The sequence below is a fragment of the Acidovorax sp. 56 genome, from assembly GCF_002749705.1.
Lineage (GTDB): Bacteria > Pseudomonadota > Gammaproteobacteria > Burkholderiales > Burkholderiaceae_C > Acidovorax.
This window is the reverse complement of record NZ_PEEV01000001.1, coordinates 4,672,578-4,690,180: the sequence shown is the minus strand read 5'-3', so window position 1 is coordinate 4,690,180 and position 17,603 is coordinate 4,672,578. Positions and strand designations below refer to the sequence as shown.

The window sequence follows — 17,603 nt, the reverse complement described above, 5'->3', positions numbered from 1 at the left end:
GGGGGGCGAGCCCACTGCGTCACACAATCCAGTTCACCAGCGCAATGAGCGCCAGCACCAGCGAAAAAACGGCCACCAATCCCACCACGATGATGTGGATGGGGTTGAGCTTCTCTACATCCTGCGCGTACTCAGAACCTTTGCGCAGACCGATCAAAGACCAAGCCACAGCACGCACCGTGCGCAAGAATGAACCCTTGCGCTGTACCGGCGTTACCTTGGGGGAAGAAGGCTTGGCTGCGCTCATGAGCCAGTCCCATCCTGCCCAGCCACGGCTGCAGCAGCAGACTGAGGTGCCGCAGGTGTCTTACCGCCCACCTCAAAAAAGGTGTAGGACAGCGTGATGGTGGACACGTCTTTGGACAAGCGTGGGTCGATCACGAACGCCACCGGCCACTCTTTCTTTTCGCCGGGCTCCAGGGTGTACTGGTTGAAGCAAAAACACTCCAGCTTGGTGAAGTGCGCTGCAGCCTGGCGAGGGGCATAGCTGGGGATGGCCTGCGCGGCCATGCGCCGGTTCTGCACGTTCTGAAACTCGTACATCACGGTGGTCAATTCACCGGGATGCACTTTCACTGAGCGTTGCGCGGGCTTGAAGTCCCAAGGCCCGCGTGCGTTGGCATCGAACTCGACCGTGATGGTGCGGCTCTTGTCCACCTGGGTATTGGCGGGCAGTTTGGCATCTTTGCCCGCAGATCCGCTGCCGGGCACCTGCCGCTCTGACAGCGACAGAATGTTGATGCCCGTCATCTCGCAAATGTGCTTGTAGATGGGTATCAGCGCGTAGCCAAAGGCAAACATGCCCGCTGCAATCACCAGCAGCTTGCCGACCATCTTGGCGTTTTCGCGGTGCAGGCTCATGGCAATGGGCTCAGCGTGACAGAAGCACGACTTTGACCATGAAGCCCACAAAGAAAGTGGCTGCTACAGACGCCAGGACCAGCGCCATGCGCAGGTTGCTTTTCTTTTGCTCGGGGGTCATGACGACGCTCCTCAGCCAATGACGCGCGTTGCCGTCGCATCCAGCTTGGGGGGAGTTTCATAGGTATGGAATGGCGCTGGCGACGGCACTTCCCACTCCAGGCCCTCGGCACCCTCCCAAGGCTTTTGCGGAGCCTTGGCACCCTTGCCTCGCATGGCAGGCAGCACCACAAACAGGAAGAAGTACACCTGCATCAGACCAAAGCCCAACGCGCCGACCGATGCGATCGCGTTGAAGTCGGCAAACTGCATGGGGTAGTCAGCGTAGCGACGGGGCATGCCTGCCAAGCCCAGGAAGTGCATGGGGAAGAAGGTGACGTTGAAGGTGATGAGCGAACCCCAGAAGTGAATCTGTCCACGGGTTTCGCTGTACATCACGCCCGTCCATTTGGGGGCCCAGTAGTAGTACGCCGCAAACATGGAGAACAACGACCCGGCCACCAGCACATAGTGGAAGTGGGCCACCACGTAGTACGTGTCTTGCAGCTGGATGTCGATCGGCGCCATGGCCAAAATCAGGCCGGTGAAGCCACCCATGGTGAACACAAAGATGAAGCCCACAGCAAACAGCATCGGGGTTTCGAACGTCATGGAGCCGCGCCACATGGTTGCGATCCAGTTGAAGATCTTCACGGCCGTGGGCACGGAGATCAGCATCGTGGCGTACATGAAGAACAGCTGGCCCGTCACAGGCATGCCGGTCGTGAACATGTGGTGGGCCCACACGATGAACGACAGGATGGCGATGGACGAGGTGGCATACACCATGGAGGCATAGCCGAACAACTTCTTGCGTGCAAAGGCAGGCACGATCTGGCTGATGATGCCGAAGGCTGGCAAGATCATGATGTACACCTCGGGGTGACCGAAGAACCAGAAGATGTGCTGGTACATCACCGGGTCACCGCCACCAGCGGGGTTGAAGAAGCTGGTGCCAAAGTGGCGGTCGGTCAAGGTCATGGTGATGGCACCGGCCAGCACGGGCATCACGGCGATCAGCAGGTAAGCGGTGATGAGCCAAGTCCACGCAAACATGGGCATCTTCATCAGCGTCATGCCAGGGGCGCGCATGTTCAGGATGGTCACGATGATGTTGATCGAGCCCATGATGGACGAAGCGCCCAGGATGTGCATCGCGAAGATGCCAGCGTCCATGGAGGGGCCCATCTGCAGCGTCAGCGGTGCATACAGCGTCCAGCCCGCAGCAGGTGCGCCGCCGGGCATGAAGAACGAGCTGACCAGCATCAGCGCGGCAGGGATCATCAGCCAGAAGCTGAAGTTATTCATGCGGGCGAACGCCATGTCGGAGGCGCCGATCTGCAGCGGAATCATCCAGTTCGCAAAGCCCACGAAGGCCGGCATGATGGCGCCGAACACCATGATCAGGCCGTGCATGGTGGTGAGCTGGTTGAACAGCTCGGGGTTCACCAGCTGCAGGCCGGGTTGGAACAGCTCAGCGCGAATCAGCAGTGCCAGGATGCCCCCCACCATCAACATGGTGAAAGAGAACAGCAGGTACAGCGTGCCAATGTCTTTGTGGTTGGTGGCGAACACCCAGCGGCGCCAGCCTGAGGGTGAATGGTGGTCATGGCCATCGTGTGCGTGATCGCCAGCATGCCCATGGTTGTCGAGAACTGCGCTCATAGTGAATTCCTCAATGCAATAGGGCGATGATTACTTGCCACGCTGGGCCACGATTTCTGCAGGCTGCACCAGCTGGCCGGTTTTGTTGGACCAGTTGTTCTTGGTGTAGCTCACCACTGCCGCAATGTCGGTATCGCTCAATTGCTTCCACGAGGGCATGGCACCGTTGGCTGCGCCGTTGAGCAGCACCTGAATCTGCTTGGCATGGTCGGCATCCAGCACGATGGCCGAGCCGTCCAGCGGCTTGATAGGGCCAGCGCCCTTGCCATTGGCCTGGTGGCAAGCAGCGCAGTTGGCGGCATACACCTTTTCGCCCCGCTTGAGAATGTCTGCCAGCGCCCACACCTTGGTGGGGTCGTCCAGCTTGGCAGCCGCCTTTTTCTTTTGCTCCGCCACCCAGCCCGAATAATCTTCCGCAGACAGCACCTTCACATGGATGGGCATGTAGGCGTGTTCCTTGCCGCACAACTCAGCACACTGTCCGTAGTAGTCGCCCACTTTCTCTGCCCGAAACCATGTGTCGCGGACAAAGCCGGGAATGGCGTCTTGCTTGATCCCGAAGGCGGGCACCATGAAGGCATGGATCACATCGTTGGCGGTGGTGATGATGCGGACCTTCTTGCCCACGGGCACCACCATCGGGTTGTCCACTTTGAGCAAGTAGTCCGCAGGTGCCTGAGACACATTGCCACTGTCGGACATGACACGGTGGCTGCTGTCGAGCGTGGAGATGAACGCCAAGCCTTCACCTTCGCCCGTGATGTAGTCATAGCCCCACTTCCACTGGTAGCCAGTGGCCTTGATCGTCAGGTCGGCATTGGTGGTGTCCTTTTGCGCGACCAGCACCTTGGTGGCGGGCAAAGCCATCAAGATCACGATGATGAACGGAACAATCGTCCACACGATTTCCACCGTCACCGACTCATGGAAATTGGCAGACTTGGCGCCTTTGGACTTGCGATGCTTCCAGATGGAATAGAACATCACGGAGAAAACGGCGATGAAGATCACCGTGCAGATGATGAGCATCATCCAGTGCAAGAAATGCTGCTCTTCGGCAATTTTGGTGACTGGCGGGGCCAGGTTCAACTGATTGACGGCGGGCCCACCGGGCAGGTCTTGAACGGCGTGGGCGGCGCTGCCCACCCATGCACCGGCCATCAGCAGCAGAGAAGCCAGCTTGTTGGGAATGCTCTTCATAGTTCTCATTTACTTCTATGCCTCAAATTAACCAATCCCCGCAGCGCCTGCGTGGGGTCAGGCGGCCCGCAAGGCCATGCGGATCTCAGACGCCAGAGCGGCACGAAGCTCCGGGCGCACAAAACGCCCCACCTCGACCGACCTGCCTCGTGCAGACAAGGTGATGAGCGACCTGTCACCGGTCTTGGGCTCTACTCGAACCCAGCGTCGGTCAAATTCAGCCCGCTCACGCCTGCCCGCTGTCTCCCTCTCCACCACAAGGCGAGACCCTTGCAGTGAAATCTTTTCGCCATCCGTCGCGTGACGAACGTACATGGCAAATGCAATTCCGACAACAGCAATTTCCAGGGATATGAAGGTCGACATCGGGTAAGCACCGAGGAACCAGAAGCCTGCGGCGACACCGAGCAACACACAACACAGTGAAAAGGGCACCCAACCGAGCGACACCGGGCTGACCGAGCCATGACGGACGAGACACCAGGCGATGTCCTGATCGGACACCGTGGCAAAACGCAGAACCAAACCAGCCACCGGAAATACTCACAAAAATTGCCTGCGGCTTCTGCTCGCTCCTGCAGAGCACGCCAGACAAAGTTGCGCGGGAAAATGCCCGAAATTTCACATCCCAACTCGCAAGAATTGTAGCTTGCCTTGTTCTAAATCATTGACACGGCGTTACGAGTTACTCATTAACTGGGCCGTTACGCAACATGGCACGCATGTCACTCAAAGAGACCGAGCTGCTGGGGCTCACACGCACGCGCGGCGCGGGTTTGAAGGCATGGCCGTAGATGATTTCAAAGGTCAGCGAGAGCGGCTTGTCCGCTCCATGACCGGCATCACCCAATCGATCTGACAAGGCCTGGAGCAATTGCTGGCGCCAGCGCTTGCCGCGCAGCGCTCCAAAACGCTCTGGGTGCAAATTGCAGCCCAGTTCACGCAACTCTTGCAGCAGGCGCTCGGGGGTCGCAAAGGTCAGGGTGATGCGCTCCATGTCCATCACAGGCTCGGCAAAGCCCGCCTGCACCAGCATGTCACCCCAATCGTGCATATCGGTAAACGCGTGGCCCGCCGGGGGCCAGCCCAGATCAGCATACACAGCGCGCAACTCCTGCGCAGTGTCAGGCCCCAGGCAAGAGAACATCAAATAACCATCCACAGCCAAAGCGCGGTGCCATTGGGCGATGAGCGCCTGGGGATCGGCCGCCATGTGCAGTGCCATATTGGCCCAAAGCATCTGCACGCTACCGTCGCCTGGCATCTCCACACGCGTGCCGCCACCCGTCCAGCGGGTGGGACTCCACCAAGGCTTGTCCAGGGCTTGGATTGCTGCCCCCTGGCTTGTAAACGAGGTCTCTGCAACCACGCAGTCGGCCTTGGGATAGCGCGCGCTGACGAGTGCATGCCCCTGCAGCCCCCCACGCACGGCGTCCCAGTGGCACCACGCCTGCGGAGCCTGCCGAATCCACTGCAAACGGTCTTCCATGCGCCGTGCCACCTCTTCATGCAGCCAGGGCGACTGGGCGGGCGCACTGGCGTGCCAACGCGCTGCCGCAACGGGGTCTATGGTGGGAGGGCGCTCTGTGGGCATGGGGCTCGGTACCTGGGTCAAACGGCAGGCGAGTATATTGATTCCATGCTTTTCAGGCGCTTGTCAGGCCTCTTGAGGCCCATCACCCAACTGGCACAGCGCGTGCCCAGCCAATGCTCCGTGTGCCATGCCTGGCCCGCACAGCGGGTGTGCAACGCGTGCGTGGCGCGGTTTGCGCAGCCCAGCCACCGCTGCACACGCTGCGCCTTGGTGGTGCCCGGTGGGGTGCCAATTTGCGGTGCCTGCCTGAAAGAGCCGCCCGCCATCGACACCTGCCTTGCGGCCGTGCCTTACGCATACCCTTGGGCGCAGGCCATCAAAGCCTTCAAGTTCCACAACGATCCTGGCTGGGCCAAGCCACTGGCCACGCTGTTGCGCAGTACGCCGTGGATAGAACCTGCGCTGGAAGCCGCAGACTGGGTCATCCCCATCCCGTTGTCTGACCATCGGTTGAAAGAGCGTGGCTTCAACCAGGCCGCACTGATAGCCCAGAAGCTGACCCCCACCAAAACAAACACCCAGGCCATGCTGCGCCTGCACGACACACCCGCCCAAAGCGGACTGACGCGGGCACAGCGGCTGCGCAATCTGCGCAACGCCTTCATGGTGGAACCCCGCTGCGCTGCCGCGTTGCAGGGCCGCCATGTGATCTTGCTGGACGATGTGATGACCACCGGCGCCACACTGGATGCCGCCGCCAGCGCGCTGAGAGCCTGTGGCGTAGCGCACATCACCGGAGTGGTCGTGGCGCGCACAGAGCGCGAGTAAGGGCAAGCAAGCCACCCCGGTCAGGCCGCGCTCTAGGTACCTTTGCGCCAGCGCGCTTGCAGGGCAATGATCTCGCCCATGATGCCCCGGCGGAACGCCAGCACGCACACCACAAAAATAAGCCCCGTGACCATGGTGACCGACTCACCCAGGGTCTTGAACCATTCCACACTGGTGAGTGCCGCCAGCAAATTGCCCAGCTCGCCAATCTTGTTTTCGAGCAACACCACCACCGCCGAACCGACCAGCGGACCAGACAGAGTGCCCAGCCCCCCCACCAGGTTCATCAAGATGACCTGGCCAGAGGCCGTCCAGTGCACGTCTGACAAGGTCGCAAAACCCAGCACCAGCGTTTTCAGCGACCCCGCCAAACCGGCCAGGGCCGCAGACAGCACAAATGCCAGCAGCTTGTAGCGATGGGTGTCGTAGCCCAGCGATATGGCCCGAGGCTCGTTTTCCTTGATGCCCTTGAGCACCTGCCCAAACGGCGAATGGACGGTGCGCACGATAAGGCAAAATGCGGCCACCACGATGACCAGCGTGACGTAGTACATGGCCAGATCGCTTTGCAGGTCAATCAACCCCAGCAGCTTGCCACGGGGCACGCCCTGCAAGCCGTCCTCGCCGCCCGTGAATGGCGCCTGCAGGCAAGCAAAGAACAGCATCTGCGCCAGGGCCAGCGTGATCATCGAAAAATAGATGCCCTGGCGGCGAATGGCAAGCCAGCCAAACAGCAACCCCAGCAAACCACCACTGGCGGTGCCAAGCAACAAGCCTACCTCGGGTGTCATGCCCCAGGCTTTGACGGCATGCCCAGCCACGTAGGCAGCGCCGCCAAAAAAGGCCGCGTGCCCAAACGACAGCAACCCGGTGTAGCCCAGCAACAAATTGAAGGCGCAGGCAAACAGAGCGAAGCACATGAGCTTCATCACAAACACAGGGTAAGCGCCTGCAAACGGCGCCGCCAACAAAGCCAGCAACAGCAGCCCGTATCCCAGCTTGGCGATTCTTTTCGAGTTCATGGACCGGCCCCTTATTTCTCTTTGCCGAACAAACCGGCAGGGCGGATCAGCAAAACAATCACCATGATGACAAACACCACCGTGGATGACGCCTCGGGGTAGAACACTTTGGTAAAGCCCTCAATCACACCCAAGCCCAGCCCCGTCAGGATCGAGCCCATGATCGATCCCATACCGCCGATCACCACCACGGCAAACACCACGATGATGAGGTTTTGTCCCATGAGCGGGGTGACCTGGTACACCGGCGCGGCCAGCACACCGGCAAACGCGGCCAGTGCGGCACCAAAGGCGTAGGTCAGGGTGATCATGACGGGCACATTCACGCCAAAGGCCTCGACCAGACGCGGGTTCTCGGTGCCTGCCCGCAGGTAGGCTCCCAGCTTGGTCTTTTCAATCACATACCAGGTGGCAAGGCACACCACGATCGACGCCACCACCACCCAGGCTCGGTAGTTGGGCATGATCATGAAGCCCAGGTTGGTGGCCCCCTCCAGCAGCTCCGGCGTGTCGTAACCCAGGCCCGACACCCCGTAGATCGAGCGGAACACCCCCTCAATCAACAGCGTGAGGCCCAGGGTCAACAGCAGCCCATACAGGTGGTCCAACTTGTAGATCCAGCGCAGCAACAGCCGCTCAATCACCACACCAAACACCCCCACCACCAACGGCGCCAACACCAGCATCCACCAATAGCCGATGCCCAGGTAGTTCATGGCCATCCAGGTCGCCAAGGCCCCCATCATGAACAGCGCACCATGCGCAAAGTTGATGACGTTGAGCAACCCGAAGATGACCGCCAGGCCCAGACTCAAGATGGCATAGAACGACCCGTTGACCAGCCCCAGAAGGAGCTGGCTGAGCAGGCCTGGCAAGGAGACACCGAAAATTTCCATGGGAGGCAGCGCCGGTGAAAGAGGGTGGGATTCAGTGCGTGAAACAGCGGGGCATCCAGACGGACGCCCTCACTTCCACAATGCGCACTTGCTCTCGGCCTTGGTGGTGAACACGGCATCACCTGGCAGCTTTTTGATGAGCTTGTAGTAATCCCAAGGCTTGGTCGACTCCGATGGCTTCTTCACCTCCATCAGGTACATGTCGTGCACATAGCGGCCATCGGCACGCAATTGGCCAGAGCCAAAGAAGTCATTCATCTTCATGCCCCGCCAGGTGGTCATCACCTTGTCGGCATCCGCACTCTTGGCGGCTTCCACGGCCTTGAGGTAATTCATGGTGGCCGAGTAATCGGCCGCCTGGATTTCAGTGGGCATGCGCTTGGTTTTCTCAAAGAAGCGGGCCGAGAACTTGCGCGTTTCCTCGTTCAAATCCCAGTACCAGCTGGTGGTGAACTGCAGGCCCTCGGTGTTGCGCAAGCCCAGGCTGTGCACGTCGCTGATGAAGATCAGCAAGCCCGCCAGCTTCATGGTCTTGCCAATGCCAAACTCCTTGGCCGCCTTGATGGAGTTGATGGTGTCCCCCCCGGCGTTGGCCAGGCCCAGAATCTGCGCCTTGGAGTTTTGAGCCTGCAGCAGGAACGAAGAGAAATCGGACGCATTGAGTGGGTGGCGCACAGCCCCCACCACCGAGCCGCCCTTGGCCTTCACCACAGTGCTGGTGTCTGCCTCCAGTGCATGGCCAAAGGCGTAGTCGGCCGTCAAGAAGTACCAGCTCTTGCCACCACCATCCACAATGGCAGAGCCCGTGCCTTTGGCCAGGGCCACAGTGTCATACGCATAGTGCACGGTATAGGGCGTGCACTGGTCGTTGGTCAATGCCGAGCTGGCGGCGCCGTTGTTGATGTAAACGCGCTTCTTCTCTGCGGCCACCTTGGCAATCGCCAAAGCCGTGCCCGAGTTAGTGCCGCCAAACACCATCGTCAGCCCCTGGGTGTCAATCCACTCGCGGGCCTTGGATGCAGCAATGTCGGCCTTGTTCTGGTGGTCGGCACTCATCAACTCGATAGGCATGCCCAGCACCTTGCCACCAAAATCATCGATAGCCATCTGAATGGCCAGCGCTCCGTTCTTGCCTTCTACGTCGGCATACAGGCTGGACATGTCGGTGATGAAGCCGATCTTCACCTTCTCCTGCGCCTGTGCCGCTGGGGCTGCCAGCCCTGCAGCGCCCAATACCAAAGCCAGTGCGGTAGCCAGTTTGCTCTTCTTCATGGTTTGTCTCCTGTGGGTATAGAGGGGTACGGTGTCACGAGATCGTTGACTCTGCAAAAGGCGGCGGCAGGGGGATTCAAACCCCAAGCAACTCGTTGAGCACGGGCATCTTGGCCTGCAGCTGGTCGGCCCCGAACTGCTCCACGATGCGCCCATGCTCCATGACATAAAAACGGTCTGCCAGCGGTGCAGCAAAGCGGAAGTTCTGTTCCACCATCACCACCGTGTAGCCCTTTTGGCGCAGCGTGGTGATCATGCGGGCCAGGGCCTGCACGATGACAGGGGCCAGGCCCTCCGAGATTTCATCGAGCAACAGCAAATTGGCGCCCGTGCGCAGAATGCGGGCCACGGCCAGCATCTGCTGCTCGCCGCCCGACAGGCGCGTGCCCTGGCTATTGCGCCGCTCCGCCAGGTTGGGGAACATGGCGTAAATCTCGGGCACCGACATGCCTGGTGTGCCGGTCTTCAAAGCCGGTGGCAACAGCAGGTTTTCCTCGCACGACAGGCTGGAGAAAATGCCCCGCTCTTCCGGGCAATAGCCCACGCCCAGGTGGGCAATGCGGTGCGTGGGCATGCCCACGGTCTCTATCCCATTGATCTTGACCGAGCCCTTGCGGGCCCCCGTGAGACCCATGATGGCGCGCATGGTGGTGGTGCGCCCTGCGCCATTGCGGCCCAGCAGCGTGACCACTTCGCCAGGCTGCACGACAATGTCCACGCCGTGGAGCACATGTGACTCACCGTACCAGGCTTCGAGGTTCTTGATTTCCAGTGCAGGGGTACCCATGTCAATGCGCCCCTTGGAGTTGGCCATCTGTCGTGCCCATATAGGCCTCCATCACCTGCGAGTTGCTGGAGACCTCGGCATACGGCCCCTCTGCCAACACAGCGCCACGCTGCAACACCGTGATGCAGTCGGCAATGGTGGAGACCACCTTCATGTTGTGCTCCACCATCAAGATGGTGCGCCCGGCCGAGACCTTTTTGATGAGTTGTGTCACCCGGTCCACATCCTCGTGCCCCATGCCTTGTGTGGGCTCGTCCAGCAGCATGAGCTCGGGCTCCATCGACAGCGTGGTGGCGATCTCCAAAGCGCGCTTGCGGCCATAGGGCAGGTTCACGGTCACCTCGTCGGCCAGGTCATCCAGGCCTACCTCGGTCAGCAGTTGCATGGCGCGCTCGTCCAGCTGCTGCAGGCTGCGCTCGCTGCGCCAAAAGTGGAACGACGTGCCCAGCTTGCGCTGCAGGCCCAGGCGCACGTTCTCCAGCAGCGTGAGGTGAGGGAAAACCGCCGAAATCTGAAAGGAGCGAATCACCCCTCGGCGCGCAATTTGCGCAGGGGCCTCTGCCGTGATGTCGCGCCCGTTGAAGCGGATCACCCCGGAGGTGGGCACCAGAAACTTGGTGAGCAAATTGAAGCAAGTCGTCTTGCCCGCCCCGTTGGGACCGATGAGCGCATGGATAGAGCCCCGGCGCACCGCAAGGTTGACATTGCTGACGGCGGTAAAGCCTTTGAACTCTTTGGTCAGGCTCTGGGTTTCAAGGATCACATCGCTCATTGCGCCTGGGTCACTCCATGGTGCGGGATGAAAACTGACTTGCGCAAAGGCTGGCGTGAAGCCGCTTTGCTGTGGTGCATCGTATGCCCCGACCGTGGTTGGCAGATACTGGTACTAATGCCTATGTATTAATGCCTAGACACAGACCCTATGCCCTCACCCTCGCGCCCAGCGCACCCCGATCCACAGCGATGGGCAATGACACGCAGCGATACATAGCGACATGAATTGACATCTACCGATATCTGGCGACACCCGCGCAACACCTGATCGCCCTACCATGCGCCATCACGCGGGGCACACAGCCCCGCCCTTCACAGCCCCTCTGTCCATCCCATACCCCATGGCCACACCCACTGCCCCCGCTGGCAACGCACGCGGTGCACCGCGCTCGCTCACCGGGCTTGTGCCCTTTCTCAAGCCCTACCGTGCGCGCATTGCGTGGTCGCTGCTGTGCCTGGTGCTGGCCGCGCTGGCCACACTGGCATTTCCGCTGGCGTTGCGCGATTTGATCGACACAGGTCTGGTCGCGGGCGACCGCGCCAGCCAGGCCATGGAACTGCGCGGACACTTTGGTGCGCTGTTCTTGGTGGCCGTAGGGCTGGGTGTTTTTTCTGCCGCCCGGTTTTATGCCGTGAGCTGGCTGGGCGAGCGGGTGACGGCCGACCTGCGCCAGGCGGTGTACAGCCACGTGCTGCGCCAAAGCCCCCAGTTCTTTGAAAGCACCCAGACCGGCGAGGTGCTGTCGCGCCTCACGGCCGACACCACGCTGGTGCAAACCGTGGTGGGCTCGTCGCTGTCGATGGGACTGCGCAATGCCGTGATGGGCATTGGCGCGCTGGGCATGCTGGTGTGGACCAACCCCTATGTGATGTCGGTGGTGCTGCTGGCCGTGCTGCTGGTGGTGCTGCCCGCCATGTGGATTGGGCGGCGCGTGCGCAAGCTCTCGCGCGACAGCCAGGACCGCGTGGCCGACTCCAGCGCCATTGCGGCTGAGGTGCTCAACGCCATCCCGGTGGTGCAAAGCTACACCGCAGAGCAGCGCGAGTCCGCCCGCTTTGCGGGGGCGGCCGAAAGCGCCTTCTCCACCGCCGTGCAGCGCACCCGCGCACGCGCCGTGCTGGTGGCCTTCATCATCATCGCCAACGCGGCCCTGCTGCTGTGGGGCTTATACCGTGGCACACAGGCCGTTCTGGCGGGCCAGATGACCGCCGGGCACCTGGGGCAAACCGTGGTGTACGTGATGCTGCTGGCAGGCGCCGTGGCCGTGCTGGGCGAGGTGTATGGCGACCTGCTGCGCGCCGCTGGAGCCACCGAACGGCTGATGGAGCTGCTGGCCACCCAATCGCCTGTGGCAGAGCCCGCATCGCCCCTGCCGCTGCCGCACACCGGCCGGGGCCTGGCGGTGGACTTTGCCTCGGTGCAGTTTCGCTACCCGTCGCGTCCCGACCAGCCTGCGCTGGCCGATTTTTCACTCACCCTGGCACCCGGTGAAACGGTGGCCCTGGTAGGCGCCAGCGGCGCGGGCAAGACCACGGTGTTTCAGTTGCTGCAGCGTTTCTACGACGCGCAAGCTCCGCACGATGACGCTGCGCCGTCGGGCATTTTCCTCAACGGAGTGAACATCCGCGACCTGGCACTCACCACGCTGCGCAGCCACATTGCCACCGTACCGCAAGACGCCGTGATCTTCGGCGCCTCGGCGCTGGAGAACATCCGCTACGGCAAGCCAGATGCCACCCCGGAAGAAGTGAAGGCCGCCGCCCAGGCCGCCTTTGCCGACGACTTCATCATGGCCCTGCCCCAGGGCTACGACACCTTTTTGGGGGAGCGCGGCGTGCGCCTGTCGGGTGGGCAAAAGCAGCGCATTGCCATTGCCCGTGCCATTTTGAAGAACCCGCCCCTGCTGCTGCTGGACGAAGCCACCAGCGCACTCGATGCCGAGAGCGAGCGCATGGTGCAAGCCGCGCTGGACACCGCCATGCAGCGCCACACCGGGCAGCGCACCACCCTGGTCATTGCGCACCGGCTGGCCACGGTGCAAAACGCCGACCGCATCGTGGTGCTGGAGCACGGCCGCATCGTTGAGCAAGGCACCCACGCCAGCCTGTTGGACGCCCAGGGCGTGTATGCCCAGCTGGCCAAGCTGCAGTTCACGGCCTGAGTGAGCCGCGTGGGATGAGGCAGCCCGCTAGGAGTCTGCGCGGCAGAAGGAGCATCGGCTGCAACGTGCGATAAACCGGTCTCGCGCGGTACTACCTCCTGCGCCCAGGGGGCCGCCCTGGGCTTGTCGGTAGCACCACGCGATCCTCGGTTTTCGCGCGTTTCGCTTCGATGCCTTCTGCCGCGCAGACTCCTAGGCAACGACAATAGCGGCATGTTTCACATTGTTCTTGTCGAGCCCGAAATCCCCCCCAACACCGGCAACGTGATCCGGTTGGCGGCCAACACCGGGTGCACGCTGCACCTGGTGGAGCCGCTGGGCTTTTCCATGGAAGACCGCCTCATGCGCCGCGCAGGGCTGGACTATCACGAGTACGCCCAGGTGCTCAAGCACCGCGACTGGGCCACGTTTTTGAGCGATGCCAAGCCCGATCCGGCCCGCATGTTCGCACTCACCACGCGGGGCACGCAGGGCGTGCACGACACGGCCTTTCAGCCCGGAGACTGGCTGGTGTTTGGCTCGGAAACCCGTGGCCTCGCGCCCGAGCTGCGCGAGACCTTTGCCCCCAGCCAGCGCTTGCGCCTGACCATGGTGGCCGGGCAGCGCAGCCTCAACCTCTCCAACGCAGTGGCAGTGACGGTGTTTGAGGCCTGGCGGCAAAACCAGTTTGCGATGCCCCAGCCCCCCGCACCAGAGGTGGCCGCCGGAAGTTAAGCCGACTCGCCAGCGGGCAGCCCGGGGTAGCTCTCGATCTGCTTGCGCATTGCCATTGACTTGCGCACCTGCTCGCTCAAAAAGTCCAGAAACACCTTGGTGCGCGCAGGCAGCATGCGGCCAGAAGGCAGTGCGGCATACACGGTGTAGCGTGCGTAGATCCATCCCGGCAGCAACTGCACCAGCTCGCCCTGGGCCAGGTACTCATGCGCCAGCAGGCGCGGCGCCACGGCCACGCCCATGCCGTCCACCGCGGCGCGCATCAGCACCTCGGTGCTGATCGACTGCAGCACCACCGACGGCACGTCCAGCTCTTGCGGGGGCTGCAGCCCATCCACATGCGACAGCCGCAGTTTGCGGCCCAACCCTGGATGGGCCCGCGCTGCCATGCCCGAATCGCGCAGGTAGTCGTGCTGCAACAGGTCTTGGGGCTGCTCAGGCAACGGTAAGCCCTTGCGCGCCAGGTAGCCAGGGGCTGCCACCACGATGGATTCGCCCTGCATCAAGGGGCGGGCGACGATGTTGGCATCGAAGTTCTCGGCCGCCACCATGAAGGTCACATCAAACTCGTCCACCCGGCTGGAGGCATAGGCGTCGATGTCAATGTCCAGCATCAGCCGGGGGTGCAGCGCATGCCACTCGCTGAGCAGTGGTGCCAGGAAGTTGGTGGCCAGCACCGGCGACGCCACGATGCGGATGGTGCCGCGCAGGTCGCGCGTGCTGGCGGCCGCTGCCGCTTCGGCGTCTTCAATCTCATGCAGGATGCTGCGCACCCGTGCCAGGTAGGCGTCGCCCGCCTCGGTCAGGGCCAGCTTGCGCGTGGTGCGCTGCAGCAGCCGCGTGCCCAGGTGCTGCTCCAGGTCAGCCACCAGCCGCGTCACCACCGGGGGCGACAGTTCAAGCCACCGTGCGGCAGCGGCAAAGCCGCCTTCGTCCACAACGGCCTGGAAAACACGCATGGTCAGAAGCCTATCCATTTGGGAAATTATGTTTTAGCCAAAGGTTGGATTATTTCTGTTTTGCGAATTATTCATTGCCAAGGATGCTATTTTTCAAAGGGATAACCCTAGATAAAGTTCACCCCATCGATGAGCGACACCGCTACGGACACTCACCGAGGCAGGCCCCGCCGGCGCACTGTGCACCGGGGTGGGTCTGAAGAAAAGCCCAACTTTTGAAGGAATCCTCATGAACACGTACCGCACCCTCGCCGCCGTCACCCTCGCCCTGAGCGCCTTTGCAGCACAAGCCGACTCGGTCCTGCCCAGCGATGGCAACTGGAACAACTACCCCCTGAGCACCCAAGCCAGCAGCACCCTGACCCGCGAAGCCGTGGTGGCCGAGCTGGTGGCCGCCCGCGCCGCAGGCACCCTGCCCCAAGACTCCGAGTGGTACAACGTGCCTGCGCCGCTGAACGTCAACGGCTCTGCATTGGCCCGCACCGATGCACGCAACGACGCCATGGCCGCAGCCAAGGCGGGCCGTACCTCCAGCGCCGAATAAGCGCCCGCACAACGCCAACGCAGTCGAGGACCGGCGCAGCATCTGCCCACAAACGGTCCACGCCACTGCACCAGCGTCAAAAAGGCCTGCCCGGGTTGCCCGGCAGGCCTTTTTTGCTGTGTAAGCGAGCGCTGCGGCCTTGGCCTGCAGGCCAACGCTCAACGGATTAACGGATGAACTGCTCAGCGGCCCAGCCGCCAAGACTCAAGGCGCTGCGCCGTAGTTGCGCGCCAGCGACTCGGCCACGCACACAGGCTTGTCGCTGCCCTCACGCTCCACCGTCACCAGCCAAGTCATCTGCATGCCATCCGGCTCCATGCGCTCGGCGGCCTGCAGCACCAAGCGGGCCCGCAGGCGGCTGCCCACCGGCACCGGCGCCGTAAAGCGCACGCGGTTGAGCCCGTAGTTCACGCCCATGCGGGCGCCTTCGATGGTGAGGCCCTGCTCAAAAAATTTCGGAATCAACGACAGCGTGAGAAAGCCATGCGCAATGGGTGCGCCAAACGGGCCGGCCTTGGCGCGCTCAGGGTCCACATGGATCCACTGGTGATCGCCCGTGGCCTGGGCGAACAGGTTGACCTGCTCTTGCGTGATGGTGATCCAGTCGGTCACGGCCACTTCCTGGCCCACGCAAGCGCTGACTTCGGTGTAAGAGCGAAAGATTTTCATCGCCCCAATGTAGCGCTGGCCTTCTACGGCCCTTGTCTGCCACGCGACAGGAACAGAGGGCGGGCCTGCCCCCGTTCAGCGCTCCAAACTCTATCAGGCGTCCAGCCAGTTGCAAATGCCCTGCCACTGCTCCAGGTCGCGCGCCACGCGGGTGGTGCTGCCCACGTCAAACACCGTGAGCCCCTGGGCAGCCAGGTGCACATAGTTTTGGGTGTCGCGCACATAGCCCAACACCGGCAGGCCCAGGCCTTCCACAAAATGGTGCAGTTGCTCGGCCGAGCGGGTGCGCTCGTCAATGCGCATGCCCACAATGCCCACCTGCACACCCGCTGCATGGCGGTGCTCGCGCAGCTTGTCCAAAAACGCCTGGGTGGCGTAGATGTCAAAAATGCTGGGCTGCAGCGGCACGATGACCTTGTCAGCGATCTTCAGCACGTCCTTGAGGGCGCTGCCGTGCAGGCCGGCAGGCGTATCGAGCACCGCATGGGTGGTGCCCTTGGGCGGCTTGGCCAGCGCGTCGGCGTCGGTATCCCAGCGGCCAATGGCGGCCACGTTGGCGGGGCGCAGGCTCAGCCACAGGTGGCCAGATTTTTGCGGGTCAATGTCACCCAGCACGACCGGGTGCCCCCGGCTGGCGTAGTAACCCGCCACGTTGGTCGAGAGGGTGGACTTGCCCACACCGCCCTTGGGATTGGCAACAACAACCACTGGCATATCGATCTCCTTGTGACGGGATGCGAAAAATAACAAACAAATTCGACGCTAGCGCTTTATGGATAAGCGCTAGCAGCTACAAAATCAATAGCAAAAAGTAGACCCAAGCCACTGATGGCAGGGGCCTCCCAGGCCTCAGGCGTGCTGCCCGCCACGCTTGACGAAGAACAGCCCTGCGCCCACAGCCATCAGCAGGCCGCCAAACACCCGATTTTGCACACGCACGGCGCGGGCGCTGCGCATCAGGCGGCGCAGCGCGCTGGCCCCTGCAGCGTAGCCGTGCATCACCACCACGTCCACGGCCATGGTGGTCACGGCCATCACCAGCAGCTGCGTCCACAGCGGGCGCGTGTCGGTCATGAACTGGGGCAGCACGGCCACCATGAAGATGATGCCTTTGGGGTTGGTGGCGTTGGTCAAAAAGCCGGTCAGGCAGCGCTTGGTCCAGGGGCCTGCGGGCGCTGCCTCGTCGCCGTGGATGGGCGAGCGGTCGCCCGCACGCCACTGGCTCAGGCCCACCCAGATCAGGTAGCAGGCGCCGCCCACCTTCACCACGCTGAAGGCCACCTCAGACGCCAGCAGCAGCGAGCCCACGCCCGCCCCGGCGATCAGCAAAATCAGCAGCAAGCCCAGCTGCAGGCCCAAAATGGTGGCACTGGTCTTGCGTACCCCGAACGACAGGCCATGGCTCATCGACAACACCGCGCCAGAGCCCGGCGACACCGCAATCAGACAAGACGCCGCAAAAAAAGCCAGCCAGGTTTGCAAATCCATGGGGTGCACCGCAATGAGGGAGATGAAGGGGCTGCATCATAGCGCCAGTTTGCGCATCCAGACCAGGATCAAAATCCGCCTTGCAGCAAGCCAGCAAAGCGCGAAACGCTACTGAATAAATAGCAGAAA

General features: G+C 62.1%; 20 protein-coding genes. 4 read left to right on the top strand and 16 right to left on the bottom strand.

Annotated features, from left to right (window positions below; genetic code table 11):
• Positions 1–19: 19 nt before the first annotated feature.
• From CLU88_RS20825 to CLU88_RS20800, 7 genes are all read right to left on the bottom strand, one after another.
• The gene (locus CLU88_RS20825) at positions 20–247 is read right to left on the bottom strand and encodes a DUF2970 domain-containing protein (protein WP_099658235.1); all 228 of its coding nucleotides are present in this window, start codon (positions 245–247) and stop codon (positions 20–22) included.
• A complete protein-coding gene (locus CLU88_RS20820) occupies positions 244–861 on the bottom strand; it encodes a cytochrome c oxidase assembly protein (RefSeq protein WP_099658234.1) in 618 nt (205 codons plus the stop codon). The genes CLU88_RS20825 and CLU88_RS20820 overlap by 4 nt, the downstream gene beginning before the upstream one ends.
• A 10-nt stretch (positions 862–871) precedes the next feature.
• Positions 872–982: a cytochrome oxidase small assembly protein gene (locus CLU88_RS23355; RefSeq protein ID WP_233194722.1), complete on the bottom strand. Its 111-nt coding sequence runs from the start codon at positions 980–982 to the stop codon at positions 872–874.
• A gap of 11 nt (positions 983–993) precedes the next feature.
• Positions 994–2,625: a cytochrome c oxidase subunit I gene (ctaD, locus tag CLU88_RS20815; RefSeq protein ID WP_099658233.1), complete on the bottom strand. Its 1,632-nt coding sequence runs from the start codon at positions 2,623–2,625 to the stop codon at positions 994–996.
• A 30-nt stretch (positions 2,626–2,655) separates the two neighbouring features.
• Positions 2,656–3,825, bottom strand: a complete 1,170-nt coding sequence (coxB, locus tag CLU88_RS20810) for a cytochrome c oxidase subunit II (RefSeq protein ID WP_099658232.1) — start codon at positions 3,823–3,825, stop codon at positions 2,656–2,658.
• A 57-nt stretch (positions 3,826–3,882) separates the two neighbouring features.
• On the bottom strand, positions 3,883–4,359 hold the full coding sequence (locus CLU88_RS20805; RefSeq protein WP_099658231.1) for a DUF2244 domain-containing protein: 477 nt from the start codon (positions 4,357–4,359) through the stop codon (positions 3,883–3,885).
• 151 nt (positions 4,360–4,510) lie between these two features.
• On the bottom strand, positions 4,511–5,419 hold the full coding sequence (locus tag CLU88_RS20800; RefSeq protein ID WP_099658230.1) for a biotin synthase: 909 nt from the start codon (positions 5,417–5,419) through the stop codon (positions 4,511–4,513).
• Positions 5,420–5,464: 45 nt separating this feature from the next.
• Between CLU88_RS20800 and CLU88_RS20795 the strand changes: the two genes are divergently transcribed.
• Entirely contained in the window at positions 5,465–6,187 is a 723-nt protein-coding gene (locus tag CLU88_RS20795; protein ID WP_099658229.1) for a ComF family protein, read from the top strand.
• Between the two features lie 32 nt (positions 6,188–6,219).
• Here the strand turns inward: CLU88_RS20795 and CLU88_RS20790 are convergent, their stop codons facing one another.
• The 5 genes from CLU88_RS20790 to CLU88_RS20770 all read right to left on the bottom strand — a co-directional run bounded on the left by CLU88_RS20790 (position 6,220) and on the right by CLU88_RS20770 (position 10,936).
• Positions 6,220–7,209 carry a branched-chain amino acid ABC transporter permease gene (locus CLU88_RS20790; RefSeq protein ID WP_099658228.1) on the bottom strand — a complete coding sequence of 330 codons (990 nt, stop codon included), beginning with the start codon at positions 7,207–7,209 and terminating at the stop codon, positions 6,220–6,222.
• A gap of 11 nt (positions 7,210–7,220) precedes the next feature.
• The gene (locus CLU88_RS20785; RefSeq protein ID WP_099658227.1) at positions 7,221–8,105 is read right to left on the bottom strand and encodes a branched-chain amino acid ABC transporter permease; all 885 of its coding nucleotides are present in this window, start codon (positions 8,103–8,105) and stop codon (positions 7,221–7,223) included.
• A gap of 69 nt (positions 8,106–8,174) precedes the next feature.
• Complete coding sequence (locus CLU88_RS20780) at positions 8,175–9,377, bottom strand: ABC transporter substrate-binding protein (RefSeq protein ID WP_099658226.1); 1,203 nt, start codon at positions 9,375–9,377, stop codon at positions 8,175–8,177.
• Positions 9,378–9,453: 76 nt separating this feature from the next.
• Positions 9,454–10,164 (bottom strand): ABC transporter ATP-binding protein, encoded by a 711-nt coding sequence (locus tag CLU88_RS20775; RefSeq protein ID WP_099658225.1) that lies wholly within the window; start codon positions 10,162–10,164, stop codon positions 9,454–9,456.
• Position 10,165: 1 nt separating this feature from the next.
• Complete coding sequence (locus tag CLU88_RS20770; RefSeq protein WP_099658224.1) at positions 10,166–10,936, bottom strand: ABC transporter ATP-binding protein; 771 nt, start codon at positions 10,934–10,936, stop codon at positions 10,166–10,168.
• A gap of 343 nt (positions 10,937–11,279) precedes the next feature.
• Here CLU88_RS20770 and CLU88_RS20765 point away from each other — a divergent pair, with 343 nt between their 5' ends.
• A complete protein-coding gene (locus CLU88_RS20765; protein WP_099658223.1) occupies positions 11,280–13,100 on the top strand; it encodes an ABC transporter transmembrane domain-containing protein in 1,821 nt (606 codons plus the stop codon).
• A 213-nt stretch (positions 13,101–13,313) separates the two neighbouring features.
• On the top strand, positions 13,314–13,814 hold the full coding sequence (locus CLU88_RS20760) for a tRNA (cytidine(34)-2'-O)-methyltransferase (RefSeq protein ID WP_099658222.1): 501 nt from the start codon (positions 13,314–13,316) through the stop codon (positions 13,812–13,814).
• On the opposite strand, the gene CLU88_RS20755 is transcribed toward CLU88_RS20760, so the two are convergent.
• Positions 13,811–14,773, bottom strand: a complete 963-nt coding sequence (locus CLU88_RS20755; protein ID WP_369827677.1) for a LysR family transcriptional regulator — start codon at positions 14,771–14,773, stop codon at positions 13,811–13,813. The two genes, CLU88_RS20760 and CLU88_RS20755, sit on opposite strands and share 4 nt — an antisense overlap.
• 229 nt (positions 14,774–15,002) lie before the next feature.
• Between CLU88_RS20755 and CLU88_RS20750 the strand changes: the two genes are divergently transcribed.
• Entirely contained in the window at positions 15,003–15,317 is a 315-nt protein-coding gene (locus CLU88_RS20750) for a DUF4148 domain-containing protein (RefSeq protein WP_099658220.1), read from the top strand.
• 204 nt (positions 15,318–15,521) lie between these two features.
• On the opposite strand, the gene CLU88_RS20745 is transcribed toward CLU88_RS20750, so the two are convergent.
• The 3 genes from CLU88_RS20745 to CLU88_RS20735 form a co-directional block, all read right to left on the bottom strand.
• Complete coding sequence (locus CLU88_RS20745; protein ID WP_099658219.1) at positions 15,522–15,986, bottom strand: MaoC family dehydratase; 465 nt, start codon at positions 15,984–15,986, stop codon at positions 15,522–15,524.
• A gap of 93 nt (positions 15,987–16,079) precedes the next feature.
• Positions 16,080–16,700, bottom strand: a complete 621-nt coding sequence (locus CLU88_RS20740) for a ParA family protein (RefSeq protein WP_099658218.1) — start codon at positions 16,698–16,700, stop codon at positions 16,080–16,082.
• A 135-nt stretch (positions 16,701–16,835) separates the two neighbouring features.
• Positions 16,836–17,474: a LysE family transporter gene (locus CLU88_RS20735; RefSeq protein WP_099658217.1), complete on the bottom strand. Its 639-nt coding sequence runs from the start codon at positions 17,472–17,474 to the stop codon at positions 16,836–16,838.
• Positions 17,475–17,603 lie beyond the last annotated feature (129 nt).